Genomic DNA, 14,540 nt, shown 5'->3' on the forward strand with positions numbered 1-14,540 from the left:
ATACGTTGCAGCTGACGGTTGAATGGCGGGATTTTGCCTGGATATCGATTCCGCGGCCGGCGGTGTCGGAGCAATTTCCGCCGGGAAAGCGCTTCTGGCTTTTGCTGGGGAAACCGTTTCACACTCTTCCTGGAATGGCTCTAGTGATCAGGGGATGGCCGTGAAGGGACTGAAGCGCGCCTTCGATCTCGTCGCGGCAGTCTTGCTGTTGTTGGTGACATCCCCTGTTCTATTGCTCTGCATGCTTGCGGTGCGGGCATCGTCGCCCGGTCCGGTGATTTTTTCACAGACGCGGGTCGGCCGCGATGGTGTGTTGTTTCGCTGCCACAAATTGCGGACGATGTATCAGGGAACGCCGTCCTTGCCCTCGCACGAGGCGCCAGCAAATGCCGTGACCTCGGTCGGAAGGACCTTGCGGAAGTTCAAGCTCGATGAGCTGCCGCAATTCTGGAATGTTCTTCGGGGTGAGATGAGCCTGGTCGGGCCGCGCCCTTGCCTGCCGACACAGACGGAACTGATCGAGCGCCGCCGGCAGCTGGGGGTTTTGGCGGCACGACCGGGCATTACCGGCATGGCCCAGATCAGGGGCATCGACATGTCCAACCCGCAGCTTCTGGCCGAAACGGATGCCGCCTATCTCAGGACGGCGTCGTTCTCGCTCGACCTTCGCATCCTATTTGGAACGCTCTATCGCCACGGGGGCGATTGAGCGTCTCCGAGCCGCGCTATTTCGGCCAGCCGCTCCAGCGTCCCGGTTTCCGACAGCCAGCCTTCGGATACGAGCAGGGAAGGGTCGCATATCTGTGTCGCGGTCAGGCTGTCCCAGGACGCCCGCTTGCCCAAGAGGATCGCGGCTGCACGCAACGGCTTGGCGTGCATGGCCACAAGGCGCCTCGGCCGTCCGAAACCGTCGCGAAAGGCGCCGACAATGTCGGCGATCGAAACCGGCGGCACATCGCTGGCGACATAGATCGATCGCAGCCGCCCCGAAAGGCTGAGAAGATGCCATACCGCGCCTGCCGTCGATTGCGATGACAGCAGCGAGCGGGTTCCCGTCAGGGCACCTCTCGGCAGCGGCAGGCCCGTATCGGCCAGGCGCATCAGCGCCGCCAGGTTTCCTTTCATGCCGGCCCCGTAGACTGGGGGCAGTCGCAATACGGTGGCGTCGGAACGGCCATGCGACGCATAGGCGTCCAGCACCCCGATCTCTGCTTCGCGCTTCGAGCGCCCATAGGCGCATTGCGGATGGGGAATCGTGTCCTCGTCGATCGTTGCGCTGACGCGCGCGCCGATCACGGCCCGGATCGAAGAGAGCAGGATGAACCGTCCACTTGCCTGTTCGGCCGCAGCCTGCGCCAGCCTTGCGCTCAATTCCGCATTGGCCGCCCGAAAATCGGCTTCGGTGGCGTTGCCTTCATCATTGTTCAGACCCGCGCAATGAACGACATCGGTAACCCCCCTGGCAAGCGCCAGGAAGGCAGCCGCCGGCGCATCGACATCGGGCATCTGCATGGCATCATGTCCCGGACCAAGCCTCTCCGGGTAGCGGGACGCGAGGCGGAGCTCGGTGCCCGCCTCGCGAAGCCGATGCACCACCTGACGACCGATGAAGCCTGTCGCGCCTGTGACCAGGACTTTCATTGGTCTTGCCCCGAACGGCTATTGAGTGAAGCGAAGCGCCCGATGTTCCATCCTTGGAAGAAGGGCGTCTTCCGTCACCGGCGGAAGCACGCGCTCTTCCGTCTCGGGCGGAAACGCCTGGTCTTGCGGCAACGGAGCCTGACGGCCCGAGGCGAGATACGTTCCCGACACCAGGAAGACCATCAGCACCGAGTCCAGAATGTCGTGGCCAATCAGGATGCCTGTCATCCCGGACGTGAGATAGGTGATCACCACGATGACAATCATCGTAGCGCCAAAACGCTCGATAGGATCGGTGCTATTTCGCAAAACCACGGCTGCATTCCTGGCGGCAACGACGAAGATCGCCGCCAGCGTCAAGGCGCCCAGAAGTCCTGCCTGCACCAGGGCGGTCAGGAAGCCGTTGTGGAAATGATTGAAGCCTGCATCCATCCCGAACTGATCGTGGAAGCCCTGTTTTATCAAGGCCTGGGTGGCACCCACTCCATGTCCGAACAGCGGCATCTCACGAAACGCTTTCAGACCAATGTCCCACACGGCCAATCGCAATCCTATAGCCGTCGTGTGGTCACCCTTGAGGGCGAGCGCGTCCAAGTCGGAACGCAGAAAGTCGACACGCCCGGATATGGTCTGGAAGCCGACAGCAGCGATCACGGCGCCGGCCGCCAGCAACAGCACCAGCAGGCGAATGGCGTTCCTTCCCTTGAGCCTATGCTGGTTGATCAGCAGAACGGCGATACCGGCAATCAGCAGTGCCAGCCAGACAATTCGGGTGCCGGAGTAGATGATGGCGATCGTCCCGCCAAGTGCCGCACAAATGAGGGCGATCCTGTGTCTCTCTGTATCCGACAGGGCGCCTGCCACGCAGACCACCACGGCAAGGCAGAGGACCTCCGCGAACACAATTGCATTCCCGGCCCCACCCTCGGCGCGGATACCAAGCCAATGTTGTTGGAAGACCGCCAGAAGCAGCGCGACAAAACAGGCCGCCATGCTGCTCAGTACGATGATACGGACAAGCGTTGTCTTCTGCGTAATGCTCCAGGTCGAATAGGAGATGGGGAAAAACAGGAAGGTGACAAGCGGGATCAGGTGCAATGCATCCCTGGCGATCGCGTGGTTGACGATGGACGCCACCAGATTGGCCGCGCAATAGGCATAGATCGCGATGGTCATCGCCATCATCGCCGCGTCGATATTGAAGCGCCTTTTCCTGAGAGCGAGCAACAGGACGGACCACAGAGCGCCGCCATTGAACACGAAGCTGACCACCGATCCCAAAACCGGTGGAAAAAAGAAGCAAAGAATGGAGAAGTAGATATTGATCCGCGAAGGCGTGAGTTGCTGTCTTGCAGACGAAAGACCGGTCAAGTTTCGGGCCCGCTATTCTCGAGTAGCTCTATGCGGCACATCCTGTTCGGCGGAACCGAATGTGCTCGCGTTGAAATTTGCCCATGCCTGATGACGCATCTTGCCCGCTTCCGGAGGTTGTATAGCGGCTGGGCTGTCTTTTCGATAGTGCGGTGGAGCTTGTCGTCACCTAAAATCGGCGGCCGGTGCCCGACGATTGGGAATGGGCTCAAGCAGCGTCTGTCGTCATGGTCTGCCGAGCAATTTTTTCCCGGCCTTTTCCCGGCTGCAGGCATTGCGAACAGAAATTTCCGGGTTTTGGCGAAAGCATGGAAAAATCATTCCCGAACTGACTGCTGCCGGGCTCGTCTTGCATTGTTTTGCCGTGCGCCGATCTGCTAGAACGCCCGCACGAAACACTTTGTCCAGAAGCGACGCTTGAACCGGGCACAAAGCTCGATGATTTGACGCAAGGACTTCTGTCGCAAGGCACGAGAGAACGCTCACAGTCTATGATAACAGCGCTTACGCATCTGCAGCGGCTTGAAGCCGAGTCCATCCACATTTTCCGAGAGGTTGCGGCCGCCTTTGCCAAGCCGGTCATGCTCTATTCGGTCGGCAAGGATTCATCCGTGCTGATGCATCTGGCAATGAAGGCGTTCTATCCCGCCAAGCCGCCTTTCCCGTTTCTTCATGTCGACACGACCTGGAAGTTCCGCGAGATGATCGCTTTCCGCGATCAGATGGCGCAAAAACACGGCTTCGACCTTTTGGTGCATGTTAATGAAGACGGTGTGCGCGACAACATCAATCCGTTCGACCACGGCTCGAACACCCACACCCACGTGATGAAGACGGTGGCGCTGCGCCAGGCGCTCGACAAATACGGTTTCGATGCCGCCTTTGGCGGCGCCCGCCGCGACGAGGAGAAGTCGCGCGCCAAGGAGCGCATATTCTCGTTCCGCAATGCCCAACATGTCTGGGATCCGAAGAACCAGCGTCCCGAAATGTGGAAGATCTTCAACACCCGCATCGCATCGGGTGAATCGATCCGCGTTTTCCCGCTGTCGAACTGGACCGAGCTCGATATCTGGCAGTACATCCTGCAGGAGAACATTCCGATCGTGCCGCTCTATTTCGCCAAGGAACGGCCGGTGGTGGAGCGTGACGGGATGCTGATCCTCAAGGACGACGACCGCATGAAACTGCGCCCCGGCGAGACAGTGGAGAACCGCTTGGTGCGGTTCCGCACTTTGGGCTGCTATCCGCTCACCGGCGCCATCGAATCCGATGCCGACACGCTCGAAGCCATCGTCGGCGAGATGCTGACCGCGCGCACATCCGAGCGGCAGGGCCGCCTGATCGACCGTGACGAAGCCGGCTCGATGGAAAAGAAGAAGCGCGAGGGGTATTTCTGACCATGCGTCACATCATGGCAAAAAGCCTCGCCCCCACCGACAGCATCCGCGACTACCTGGCCGCGCAGGAAAAGAAGTCGCTGCTGCGCTTCCTGACCTGCGGTTCGGTCGACGACGGCAAGTCGACGCTGATCGGCCGCCTTTTGTCCGACACCAAGCAGATTTTCGAGGATCAGCTTGCCGCGCTCGAACGCGATTCGCGCAAGCACGGCACCACCGGCGATGACATCGATTTCGCGCTGCTGGTCGATGGTCTCGAGGCCGAGCGCGAGCAAGGCATCACCATCGATGTCGCCTACCGCTTCTTCGCCACGCCGAAGCGCAAGTTCATCGTCGCCGACACGCCCGGCCATGAACAATACACGCGCAACATGGCGACAGGCGCCTCGACCGCCGATCTGGCGATCGTGCTGATCGATGCGAGGCAAGGGGTGCTGCGCCAGACGAGGCGTCATTCGATCATCGCCTCGCTGCTCGGCATCCGCCACATCGTGCTGGCCGTCAACAAGATCGATCTCGTCGATTTCGACCAGGCAGTCTTCGACCGGATCGTCGAAGACTACGGCCAATTCTCGCGCGATCTCGGCTTCCAGACCATCGTGCCGATCCCGATGTCGGCCCGCTACGGCGACAATGTCAGCGGCCGCTCCGACAACATGCAGTGGTATTCCGGCCCGACGCTGATCGAGCACCTCGAGAGCGTTTCGGTCGAAGAGGCTGCCGTCGAGCAGCCGTTCCGTTTTCCGGTGCAGTACGTCAATCGCCCAAATCTCGATTTCCGCGGCTTTGCCGGCACGATCGCGTCCGGCGCCATCGTGCAAGGCGACGAGGTCGTCGTCGCCAAATCCGGCAAGTCCTCGCATGTCAAACGCATTGTCGCTCATGGCGGCGATCTCAAACAGGCGGTGGCCGGCCAGGCCATCACGCTTGTTCTCGACGACGAGGTGGAGGTCTCCAGAGGCAATATGCTGGTTTCGCCGGCCGCCAGGCCGCAAGTCGCCGATCAGTTCGCAGCCAACATCGTCTGGTTTGATGAGCATGCGCTGCTGCCGGGTCGCTCCTACATCCTGCGCACCGAAACCGACCAGACCAGCGCCACCGTCACCGACCTGAAATACCGCATCAACGTCAACGACTTCGCCCATGAGGCGGCCAAGTCGCTTGAAATGAATGAAGTCGGCATCTGCAACATCTCGACACGGGCGCCGATCGCCTTCGATCCCTTCGCCGAGAACCGCACCACCGGCGCCTTCATCCTGATCGACCGCATCTCTAACGCCACCGTCGGCGCGGGCATGATCGTGCACTCGCTACGTCGTGCCGAGAACATCCACTGGCAATCGCTCGATGTCGGCAAGCGCGTGCGCGCCGACATGAAGAACCAGCGCCCTGCCGTGTTCTGGTTCACCGGGCTTTCCGGCTCCGGCAAGTCGACCATCGCCAACCTGTTCGAGAAGAAGCTGTTCGCCACCGGCCGGCACACCTATATTCTGGACGGCGACAATGTCCGTCACGGTCTCAACCGCGATCTCGGCTTCACCGATGCCGACCGCGTCGAGAACATCCGCCGGGTCGCTGAAGTGGCCAAGCTGATGGCCGATGCCGGGTTGATCGTCATTGTCTCGTTCATTTCGCCGTTCAGCGCTGAACGGCGCGTGGCGCGCGAATTGATGGCCGATGGCGAGTTCATCGAGGTGTTTGTCGACACGCCCTTCGAGGAATGCGCCAGGCGTGATCCGAAGGGGCTTTATGCGCGCGCGCTGAATGGCGAGATCAAGAATTTCACCGGCGTGGATTCACCTTACGAAGCACCGGAAAACCCGGAGATCCATCTGAAGACGCTCGGCAAATCGGCGGAAGAGATGGTAGATGCCCTGGAACATTGGCTGAATGAGCGCGACATTGCCGAAGACCAATATGAAAGTGGCGGCGGTATCTGACGATAGGTCGATGCTCGACATCTTCGAGCGGCTGGCCCTGGCGGCTGGACGTGAGGTGATGCGCGTCTTCCACGCCGGCTGCGCCGTCGACCGGAAATCGGACGCCTCGCCGGTGACCGAGGCGGACCGCGAGAGCGAGAAGATCATCCTCTCCGGCCTGCGCGCGGCATTTCCCGACATTCCCTGCGTGGCCGAAGAGGAAGCGGCGGCTGGAATCATGCCGACCGATCTCGGCGAGGCCTTTTTCCTTATTGACCCGCTCGACGGCACCAAGGAATTCGTCAATCGCCGCACCGACTTCACCGTCAACATCGCGCTTGTCCGCCATGGCGTGCCGGAAGTCGGCGTCGTCTTCGCGCCTTGCACCGGCCGCTTCTTTTCGGGACGGCCGGGCAGCGCGGAAGCCCTGGAAATCGATGACGACTATCAGATCATCGGCCGCCGGCCGATTTCGGTGAGAGCGGCCGCGTCACCGCTGGCCGTGGTTGCCAGCCGCTCCCACAACACGCCGGAAACCGAAGCCTATATTCGCGACCTCGGCGCCGCCGAGATCGTTTCCGTTGGGTCGTCCTTGAAATTCTGTCTTCTTGCCAGCGCCGAGGCAGATGTCTATCCGCGCTTTGGACGCACCATGGAATGGGACACCGCGGCGGGCGACGCGGTGCTGCGCGCGGCTGGCGGTACGACACGCACGCTGGACGGCAAGCCCTTGGCTTACGGCAAACGCGACCAGGCCGACGACGAGGATTTCGCCAATCCGCATTTCATCGCCAGCGGCAGGGCAGGAGCGAGCCCCGCCTGAGAGTCGCTGCCTACTACTCGGCTGCGGCCTGCGCCGAGTTCGAGCCGATATAGTTGCGGATCGTCTCGATGATCCGGTCCTGGTCGGCTTCGCTGAGATAGGGGTGCATCGGCAAGCACAGGATGCGCTTCGGCAGCTCCTCCGAGACGGCAAGACCGGTCGGCGTGCGTGGGTAGTCGCTATAGGCGACCTGCGCATGCAGCGGCTTGACGTAGTAGATGACGGACGGAATGCCCTTTTCGCTCAGATGCGCCTTCAGGCCGTCGCGCTTGGGCGTCTCGATGGCGTACTGCGCCCAGGCCGAACGGCTACCATCGAGGTTGCGGGCTGCGGTGACCATGTCGCCCAGCCCTTCGGCATAGCGGTTTGCGACCAGCTGGCGCGCCACCATCTCGTCTTCGAGAATGGCGAGCTTTTCGATGAGGATCGCCGCCTGAAGCGTGTCGAGCCGCGAATTGATGCCGACGCGGATGTTGTCGTATTGCGTCTCGCCCTTGCCGTGGAAGGCAAAGGAACGCAGCTTGTCGGCCATCTCGTCGTCGTTGGTGAACATCGCGCCGCCATCGCCATAGCAGCCAAGCGGCTTGGCGGGATAGAAGCTGGTCGAGCCGACATGGCCGAACGCACCGCACATCTTGCCGTCAAGCGACCCACCCATCGACTGGGCGGCGTCCTCGATCACCAACAGCCCTTCGCGGTTGGCGATCGCCATGATCGCATCGTAATCGGCGGCGAGGCCGAACAGGTCGACCGGGATAATCGCCTTCGGCTTCAGCCGGCCTTCCTTCTTGATCATGGCGATGGCCGCCTCGAGGCTGGCGATGTCGATGTTGTAGGTCACCGGATCGACATCGACGAAGACAGGTTCCGCCTTGGCCAGGGCCACCACTTCGGCGGTGGCGGCGAAAGTGAAGCTCGGCACGAACACGGCATCGCCCGGGCCGATCCCGGCGGCAAACAGCGGCAGCAGCAGCGCATCGGTGCCGTTGGCGCAGGCCACGACATGTTTGGTGCCGATATAGGCAGCAAGCTTCTTCTCGAACTCCGCAACCTGCGGGCCCAGGATGTAACGGCCGTCCTCGACGACATGGTCGATCGCGGCCTTCAGCCGGTCGCGGATGCGTTCGCGCTGTGCGCCAAGATCGATGAACTGCATGTCAGCCTCAAAAACGATTTTAACCGGGCGGTCTAGCCAAATAACGGCCCGCTGGTACCAGAGTTGTGCTTGCCGAGAAAGCCGGACACCCAGGGCCGCCAATTGCCTGGGTGTCGCAGTCTGTTACCGCCGATTTCCGGCGTATCTTCACAAGATGCCGGAAATCCGGGCTTCGTCGGGCGCATTTGCGCCCTTATAGTCCCGCTGGGCGGCCCCGCGAAACATAAAGTGATCGGCTGGCTCAACTTAAATTGAGCGTTACTCAGGCGATTTCATGCCGCCATGGCGGATTGGCGCCCGCGCGCGACACGGTCACTGCCGCTGCCTTGGCACCAAGCGCCAATGCCTTGCGAATGGCGTCTTGCGGAAGGCCGCCGATGGCCGCCTTCGTCAGCAGGCCCTGTTCATGCAGCGAGGCAAGGATGCCGGCGTTGAACGTATCGCCCGCGCCGACCGTGTCGACCACCTCGACCTTTTCCGGCATCACGGTGACGGTGTGGTCTTTGGTGTAACCGACGGCACCTTCGCTGCCATGGGTCACGACGATCAGCTTGGGTCCGCGGTCGAGCCAGTTGCGGATGACATCCTCGTGCGAGCCGGCTTCGCCGAACCATTGGAGGTCTTCGTCCGACAGTTTCACGATGTCGGCCATCGCCATCATCTCGCGGATGCGCCTGAGGTGCTTGGCCTTGTCCGGGATGAAGTTCGGCCTGATGTTGGGGTCGAGCATCATGACGCGGCTTGCATGCTCGCGCCGCATGAACTCTTCATAGGCGCCGCCGGCGGGCTCCGAGATCAGGCTGATGGCGCCGAACAGCATGGCCTCGATCTCGTTGCCGAGCGACGGCAGGTCGTCGATCGTCAGCATGCGCCCCGCGGTGTTCTCGTCGTAGAACGTGTAGGTCGCCTGGCCATTGGTGAGCCGCACGAAGGCGAGCGTGGTCGGCCTGGGCGAGGTGTGCGCATAGGTGGAACTGACCTTGCTCGCTCCGAGCGCGTCCCTGAACTGGCCGCCGAAAAGATCCGACGACAGGCCCGAAAAGAAGCCGGCCGGTGCGCCCAATCGGCCAAGCGCGATCGCCGTGTTGAACACCGCGCCGCCGACATAGGGGGCAAAGGCCGGCTCGCCCTGCATCGTGACGCGCGGCAGCATGTCGATGAGGGCTTCGCCGCAGCAGAGGATCATGGCGTCTTGGTCTCCGGCGGATAGATCACGCCCTTGCGGATGATGATGTTGGCGTAAAGCCTGGGCTCGCTTGTCGCGACAATGGCATGCGCCGACTTGACCCGTGCATAGAAGTCGGCGCCGGCCAGTGCAACCACCTTGCGGCCCGGTGCGTGTTTGGCGCAGATCGCCTCGATCTCGTGATGGACTGGATCGGCAATCGAGGGATTGCCTTTGACCGAGGCGCGAAACAGGGCTTCCGGAACGGCGTCGTCGACCGGCAGCACACTCAGGATCGCATCGAGCACGGGAATGAGCTGATGACCATCGGCCCGGATCAGGCGCTTTGCCTGCTCCTCGGCCGGATAGTTTCCGTCGACCAGGGCGATCTCATCGCCATGGCCCATGGCGCGCAGTGTCGCCAGAAGGTCCGGACCGAGCAGCGCCGGGATTCCGATAAGCATTCAGGCGCTCCTGGAAATGGTCGTCGAGCCGATCAGGAAGCGCTCGGAAAGCGGCAGGCTGGCGCCGCCGAGCGCCCGGGCATGAATGCCGACGGTCCCCTCGCGAACGGCGGGAAGTTTCAGACCTTCGCCGTCGATTGTCGCAATGGCCGCGATGATGGCATCGACCAGCCTGCGGCGCACCGCCTGCGGCATCCAGCCGTCGACCACCGCCGCCTCGAAATCGATGACCGAGGACGCCGCGACGATGGCATAGGCGAGCGCCTGTGAAGCGCTGGCGATCCAGTCGGCGAGTTCGGGACCGATCTCGCCCCAGTCCTCGGGCGAGGTCCATAGATGCGAGGCCTCGACGCCGCGGGCATTGAGCGCTTTTTCCAGCATGGCGATCGACGCCACGTCGATCAGCTGGGTAGGTTTGCCGTCTGGTCCGGGCACCGGCATGGAGCCGAGCGCGCCTGCATTGCCGGTTGGCCCGCCAAACAGCCGGCCGTTGAGCACGATGCCGCCGCCGGCGAAGGCGCCGATATAGAAATAGACGAAGTCACGCGCGCCGCCTGCTTGGCCGAAGACGAGCTCGGCGCCGCAGGCCGAGGTGGCGTCGTTCTGCAGATAGACCGGAAAATCGCATTGCGACTGGATATCGGCCCTGATGTCGCGGTGGCGCCATTCGTCCATGACATCGCGCGGCGCACCGGCGGTGTCGGCCCAGTTCCACAGTTCGAACGGCATGGCGATGCCGAGCCCGGCGATGCGCTTGTCCTGTGCCGGTGTCAGTTCGCCGCGCATCTTTTTCATGCCTGAAGTCACGAATTCTACCGTCTCGCGCGGCGCCGGATAGCGATAGGAGTGCTGTAGCATCGAGCGCACGTGCCCAAGAAAATCGATCAGCACCAGTTCCGCGCTGCGGCGGCCGATCTTGAGGCCGATGAAGAAGGCGCCCTCCGGATTGAGCGCCATAGGTATGGAGGGCTGGCCGATCTTGCCGCGCAGCGGCGCCTGGCGCACGAGCAGGCCTTCTTCCTCGAGTTCGCGCATAATGACCGAAACCGTCTGCGCCGAAAGTCCAGTCATGCGGGCGATGTCGGATTTCGCCAGGCTGCCTTGCTGGCGCACCAGCGAGAGCACAAGCCGCTCGTTGTGATCGCGCATGCCGCTCTGGTTGGTGCCGCGGTGAATCAGGCTGTCATTCGCTTCGGGCGAACCGTGCCTCGCAGTGGCGGTCTCCACCCTGTTCCTCCCATCGTTTCCCCTCAATGCTTTTGGGCCAGAATGAGTGAACGACGCAAGGCTGTCAATAATAAATAAGAGTGATTTAATTATTGACAGCGGCTGCGGTCTGGTGTCTGTTGAGGCGGCGTCCACGCTGGGAGAATTTCGTAGGATGCGCCGTAGATGCCGGTTGGTCGGCATCCGGAATGGTTCCACTGGGAGGAAGATCGTGACCAATACAAAATTGTTGAAATCGACCGTGTTTGCCGCGGCTGCCCTGGGTCTGATGGCGTTTGCGTCGTCCGCGTCCGCGGCCGGCGTCGGCGCTTGCTTGATCACCAAGACCGACACCAATCCGTTCTTCGTCAAGATGAAGGAAGGCGCGACCGCAAAGGCCAAGGAACTCGGCGTCGACCTCAAGACCTATGCCGGCAAGATCGACGGCGATAGCGAAAGCCAGGTGGCGGCGATCGAAAGCTGCATTGCCGACGGCGCCAAGGGCATCCTGATCACTGCATCCGACACCAAGGGCATCGTGCCGACCGTGAAGAAGGCGCGTGACGCCGGCCTGCTGGTGATCGCGCTCGACACGCCGCTCGACCCGATCGACGCGGCCGACGCGACCTTCGCCACCGACAATCTCGAGGCCGGCAAGCTGATCGGTGCCTGGGCCGCCGCGACGCTCGGCGACAAGGCCAAGGACGCCAAGATCGGCTTCCTCGACCTGACGCCGTCGCAGCCGACCGTGGACGTGCTGCGCGACCAAGGCTTCATGATGGGCTACGGCATCGACGTGAAGGATCCTAACAAGATCGGCGACGAAACCGATCCGCGCATCGTCGGCCACGACGTCACCAACGGCAACGAGGAGGGCGGCCGCAAGGCGATGGAGAACCTTCTGCAGAAGGACAACACCATCAACGTCATCCACACTATCAACGAGCCCGCCGCAGTCGGCGCCTACCAGGCGCTCAAGGCTGTCGGCCTTGAAAAGCAGGTGCTGATCGTCTCCGTCGACGGCGGCTGCCCCGGCGTGAAGTCGGTGACGGAAGGTGTCATCGGCGCGACGTCGCAGCAGTACCCGCTGCAGATGGCGGCGCTCGGCATTGAGGCGATCGCCGCCTTCGCCAAGGATGGAACCAAGCCGAAGCCAACCGAAGGCAAGAATTTCTTCGACACCGGCGTCAACCTGGTGACCGACAAGCCGGCCAAGGGCGTAAAGTCCATCGACACCAAGGAAGGCCTCGCCAAGTGCTGGGGCTGATGCTGGTCTGACCGGCAATTACAGAACTCGATCGGTCGGGGCTTGATCCCCGGCCGCTTCGGGTGGACGATGGGTCGCGTGACCGCGAACAATCCCGGCGACAGACCGGAAAGGCGTGGACGGGCGTCGGCGCTAGGCTGACCCCTCACGGGGAGGAAACATGGCTCAAGCTCAGGAATTCGAGAAGGTTCTCTCGGGCAGCGACACCAGCGTTGCCGCGTTCGACGAACACAAATCCGCAGTCAGGCGCGTCCAGCACTTCCTGCATTCGACGCCGGCGGCGGTGCCGCTGATCGTGCTGGTCCTGTCGATCATCATCTTCGGCATCACCATTGGGGGGCGCTTCTTCTCGTCCTACACGCTGACGCTGATCCTGCAGCAGATCGCCATCGTCGGCATTCTGGGTGCTGCGCAGACACTGGTCATCCTGACCGCCGGCATCGACCTGTCGATCGGCGTCATCATGGTGATCTCAGCCGTGATCATGGGCAATTGCGCCGTCAGCTACGGCTTGCCGAGCGTGGTGGCCGTGGCGCTCGGGCTTGCCGCCGGTGCTGCCTGCGGGCTGCTCAACGGGTTGCTGGTCGCCTACATGAAGCTGCCGCCTTTCATCGTGACGCTGGGCACGTGGAACATCGTCATGGCCACGAACTTCATCTATTCGGCCAATGAAACGATCCGTGACACCGACGTCGACACCCAGGCGCCGCTGCTGCATCTATTCGCCCTGAGCTTCAAGGTCGGCACCGCGGTGCTGACGCTCGGCGTCATCGCCATGGTCGCGCTGGTGCTGCTGCTTTGGTACGTCCTCAACCACACCGCCTGGGGCCGCCATGTCTACGCTGTCGGCGACGACCAGGAGGCGGCCAAGCTGTCGGGCATCCAGACCAAAAAGGTGCTGGTGACGGTCTACACCCTTGCCGGGCTGATCGCCGCTTTCGCCGCCTGGGTCTCCATCGGCCGCAACGGTTCGATCTCGCCGTCGGCGGCCGTCACCGACTACAATCTGCAGGCGATCACCGCGACGGTGATCGGCGGTATTTCCCTCTTCGGCGGGCGCGGCTCGATCTTGGGCACGCTGTTTGGCGCGATGATCGTCGGCGTCGTCTCCATGGGCCTCAACATGCTGGGCGCCGACCCGCAGTGGAAAGTGCTGCTCACCGGTGTGTTGATCATCGGCGCCGTGGCGGTCGACCAATGGATCAGAAAGGTTTCGGCATGACCCAGGACCCCATTCTCACCGCGCGTGGCCTGGTCAAGCGCTATGGCCGCGTCACCGCCCTCGACAATGCCGACTTCGACCTCTACCCCGGCGAAATCCTCGCCGTCATCGGCGACAACGGCGCCGGCAAGTCGTCGCTCATCAAGGCGATTTCAGGCGCTGTCGTGCCCGACGAAGGCGAAATCCAGCTTGAAGGCAAGACCGTTGCCTTCAAGTCGCCGATGGAGGCCCGCGAAGCCGGTATCGAGACCGTCTACCAGAATCTCGCTCTGTCGCCGGCACTGTCGATCGCCGACAACATGTTCCTCGGCCGCGAGATCCGCAAACCCGGCTTCCTTGGCCAATGGCTGCGTATGCTCGACCGTCCGGCGATGGAAAAGCGCGCTCGCGACAAGCTCACCGAACTCGGCCTGATGACCATCCAGAACATCGGCCAGGCGGTGGAAACGCTCTCGGGCGGCCAGCGCCAGGGTGTCGCGGTGGCGCGCGCCGCTGCCTTCGGCAGCCGCGTGGTGATCATGGACGAGCCGACGGCAGCCCTTGGCGTCAAGGAGAGCCGCCGTGTGCTCGAACTGATCCTCGACGTGAAGAAGCGCGGCCTGCCGATCGTGCTGATCTCGCACAACATGCCGCATGTCTTCGAGGTGGCCGACCGCGTCCATATTCATCGCCTCGGCCGTCGCCTCGCCGTCATCGATCCCAAGCAATATACGATGTCCGACGCCGTCGCCTTCATGACCGGCGCCAAGGCGCCTCCGGAGGCAGCACTGGCCGCCTGATTGTCAAATTGCCGCAGGGTAAGTCGGCGCACGTCCATCTAAATCGATTGAATATATGTTGCGATGCGGTAACATGGGCTGGGATGAATGGTGAAAGCCGGTATGATCGTTGCAACCGCACGAGAGGCAG

At 62.3% G+C, this 14,540-nt stretch carries 13 protein-coding genes; 7 read left to right on the forward strand and 6 right to left on the reverse strand.

The features are described 5' to 3' along the window. The first annotated feature begins 154 nt into the window (after positions 1-154). A complete protein-coding gene (locus ACLGL5_RS18120; protein WP_171903273.1) occupies positions 155-709 on the forward strand; it encodes a sugar transferase in 555 nt (184 codons plus the stop codon). Here the strand turns inward: ACLGL5_RS18120 and ACLGL5_RS18125 are convergent. Both ACLGL5_RS18125 and ACLGL5_RS18130 read right to left on the reverse strand, forming a co-directional pair. Next, complete coding sequence (locus tag ACLGL5_RS18125; RefSeq protein ID WP_069091708.1) at positions 688-1,641, reverse strand: NAD-dependent epimerase/dehydratase family protein; 954 nt, start codon at positions 1,639-1,641, stop codon at positions 688-690. The genes ACLGL5_RS18120 and ACLGL5_RS18125 overlap by 22 nt on opposite strands. Positions 1,642-1,659: 18 nt before the next feature. After that, positions 1,660-2,913 carry an O-antigen ligase family protein gene (locus ACLGL5_RS18130; protein ID WP_069093362.1) on the reverse strand — a complete coding sequence of 418 codons (1,254 nt, stop codon included), beginning with the start codon at positions 2,911-2,913 and terminating at the stop codon, positions 1,660-1,662. A gap of 590 nt (positions 2,914-3,503) precedes the next feature. Between ACLGL5_RS18130 and cysD the strand changes: the two genes are divergently transcribed. From cysD to cysQ, 3 genes are read left to right on the forward strand one after another with little or no spacing between them, the layout of a single operon-like run. Next, complete coding sequence (cysD, locus tag ACLGL5_RS18135; protein WP_019857047.1) at positions 3,504-4,409, forward strand: sulfate adenylyltransferase subunit CysD; 906 nt, start codon at positions 3,504-3,506, stop codon at positions 4,407-4,409. A gap of 2 nt (positions 4,410-4,411) precedes the next feature. Next, on the forward strand, positions 4,412-6,349 hold the full coding sequence (gene cysN, locus ACLGL5_RS18140; RefSeq protein WP_069091709.1) for a sulfate adenylyltransferase subunit CysN: 1,938 nt from the start codon (positions 4,412-4,414) through the stop codon (positions 6,347-6,349). A 10-nt stretch (positions 6,350-6,359) separates the two neighbouring features. Continuing rightward, complete coding sequence (gene cysQ / locus ACLGL5_RS18145) at positions 6,360-7,151, forward strand: 3'(2'),5'-bisphosphate nucleotidase CysQ (protein ID WP_019857049.1); 792 nt, start codon at positions 6,360-6,362, stop codon at positions 7,149-7,151. A 13-nt stretch (positions 7,152-7,164) separates the two neighbouring features. Here the strand turns inward: cysQ and ACLGL5_RS18150 are convergent, their stop codons facing one another. The 4 genes from ACLGL5_RS18150 to ACLGL5_RS18165 form a co-directional block, all read right to left on the reverse strand. Then, the gene (locus tag ACLGL5_RS18150) at positions 7,165-8,307 is read right to left on the reverse strand and encodes a DegT/DnrJ/EryC1/StrS family aminotransferase (protein WP_069091710.1); all 1,143 of its coding nucleotides are present in this window, start codon (positions 8,305-8,307) and stop codon (positions 7,165-7,167) included. Between the two features lie 262 nt (positions 8,308-8,569). Next, the gene (locus ACLGL5_RS18155) at positions 8,570-9,493 is read right to left on the reverse strand and encodes a carbohydrate kinase family protein (protein ID WP_019857051.1); all 924 of its coding nucleotides are present in this window, start codon (positions 9,491-9,493) and stop codon (positions 8,570-8,572) included. Next, entirely contained in the window at positions 9,490-9,936 is a 447-nt protein-coding gene (locus ACLGL5_RS18160) for an RbsD/FucU family protein (RefSeq protein WP_019857052.1), read from the reverse strand. Before ACLGL5_RS18160 ends, ACLGL5_RS18155 begins: the two co-directional genes overlap by 4 nt. Then, a complete protein-coding gene (locus ACLGL5_RS18165) occupies positions 9,937-11,163 on the reverse strand; it encodes an ROK family transcriptional regulator (protein WP_019857053.1) in 1,227 nt (408 codons plus the stop codon). Positions 11,164-11,431: 268 nt separating this feature from the next. Between ACLGL5_RS18165 and ACLGL5_RS18170 the strand changes: the two genes are divergently transcribed. From ACLGL5_RS18170 to ACLGL5_RS18180, 3 genes are all read left to right on the forward strand, one after another. Further along, positions 11,432-12,409 carry a sugar ABC transporter substrate-binding protein gene (locus tag ACLGL5_RS18170; RefSeq protein ID WP_394811859.1) on the forward strand — a complete coding sequence of 326 codons (978 nt, stop codon included), beginning with the start codon at positions 11,432-11,434 and terminating at the stop codon, positions 12,407-12,409. Between the two features lie 160 nt (positions 12,410-12,569). Further along, entirely contained in the window at positions 12,570-13,631 is a 1,062-nt protein-coding gene (locus tag ACLGL5_RS18175) for an ABC transporter permease (RefSeq protein WP_019857056.1), read from the forward strand. After that, the gene (locus ACLGL5_RS18180) at positions 13,628-14,410 is read left to right on the forward strand and encodes an ATP-binding cassette domain-containing protein (protein ID WP_019857057.1); all 783 of its coding nucleotides are present in this window, start codon (positions 13,628-13,630) and stop codon (positions 14,408-14,410) included. Before ACLGL5_RS18175 ends, ACLGL5_RS18180 begins: the two co-directional genes overlap by 4 nt. The last annotated feature ends 130 nt before the right edge of the window (positions 14,411-14,540 follow it).

It is taken from the genome of Mesorhizobium sp. U510 (assembly GCF_059180695.1).

Bases quoted from the DNA above. Each gene is read 5' to 3' on its own strand.
- ACLGL5_RS18120 (WP_171903273.1), top strand. From the start codon at position 155: ATGGCCGTGAAGGGACTGAAGCGCGCCTTCGATCTCGTCGCGGCAGTC.
- ACLGL5_RS18125 (WP_069091708.1), bottom strand. From the start codon at position 1,641: ATGAAAGTCCTGGTCACAGGCGCGACAGGCTTCATCGGTCGTCAGGTG.
- cysD (WP_019857047.1), top strand. From the start codon at position 3,504: ATGATAACAGCGCTTACGCATCTGCAGCGGCTTGAAGCCGAGTCCATC.
- cysN (WP_069091709.1), top strand. From the start codon at position 4,412: ATGCGTCACATCATGGCAAAAAGCCTCGCCCCCACCGACAGCATCCGC.
- cysQ (WP_019857049.1), top strand. From the start codon at position 6,360: ATGCTCGACATCTTCGAGCGGCTGGCCCTGGCGGCTGGACGTGAGGTG.
- ACLGL5_RS18150 (WP_069091710.1), bottom strand. From the start codon at position 8,307: ATGCAGTTCATCGATCTTGGCGCACAGCGCGAACGCATCCGCGACCGG.
- ACLGL5_RS18155 (WP_019857051.1), bottom strand. From the start codon at position 9,493: ATGATCCTCTGCTGCGGCGAAGCCCTCATCGACATGCTGCCGCGCGTC.
- ACLGL5_RS18160 (WP_019857052.1), bottom strand. From the start codon at position 9,936: ATGCTTATCGGAATCCCGGCGCTGCTCGGTCCGGACCTTCTGGCGACA.
- ACLGL5_RS18170 (WP_394811859.1), top strand. From the start codon at position 11,432: ATGGCGTTTGCGTCGTCCGCGTCCGCGGCCGGCGTCGGCGCTTGCTTG.
- ACLGL5_RS18175 (WP_019857056.1), top strand. From the start codon at position 12,570: ATGGCTCAAGCTCAGGAATTCGAGAAGGTTCTCTCGGGCAGCGACACC.
- ACLGL5_RS18180 (WP_019857057.1), top strand. From the start codon at position 13,628: ATGACCCAGGACCCCATTCTCACCGCGCGTGGCCTGGTCAAGCGCTAT.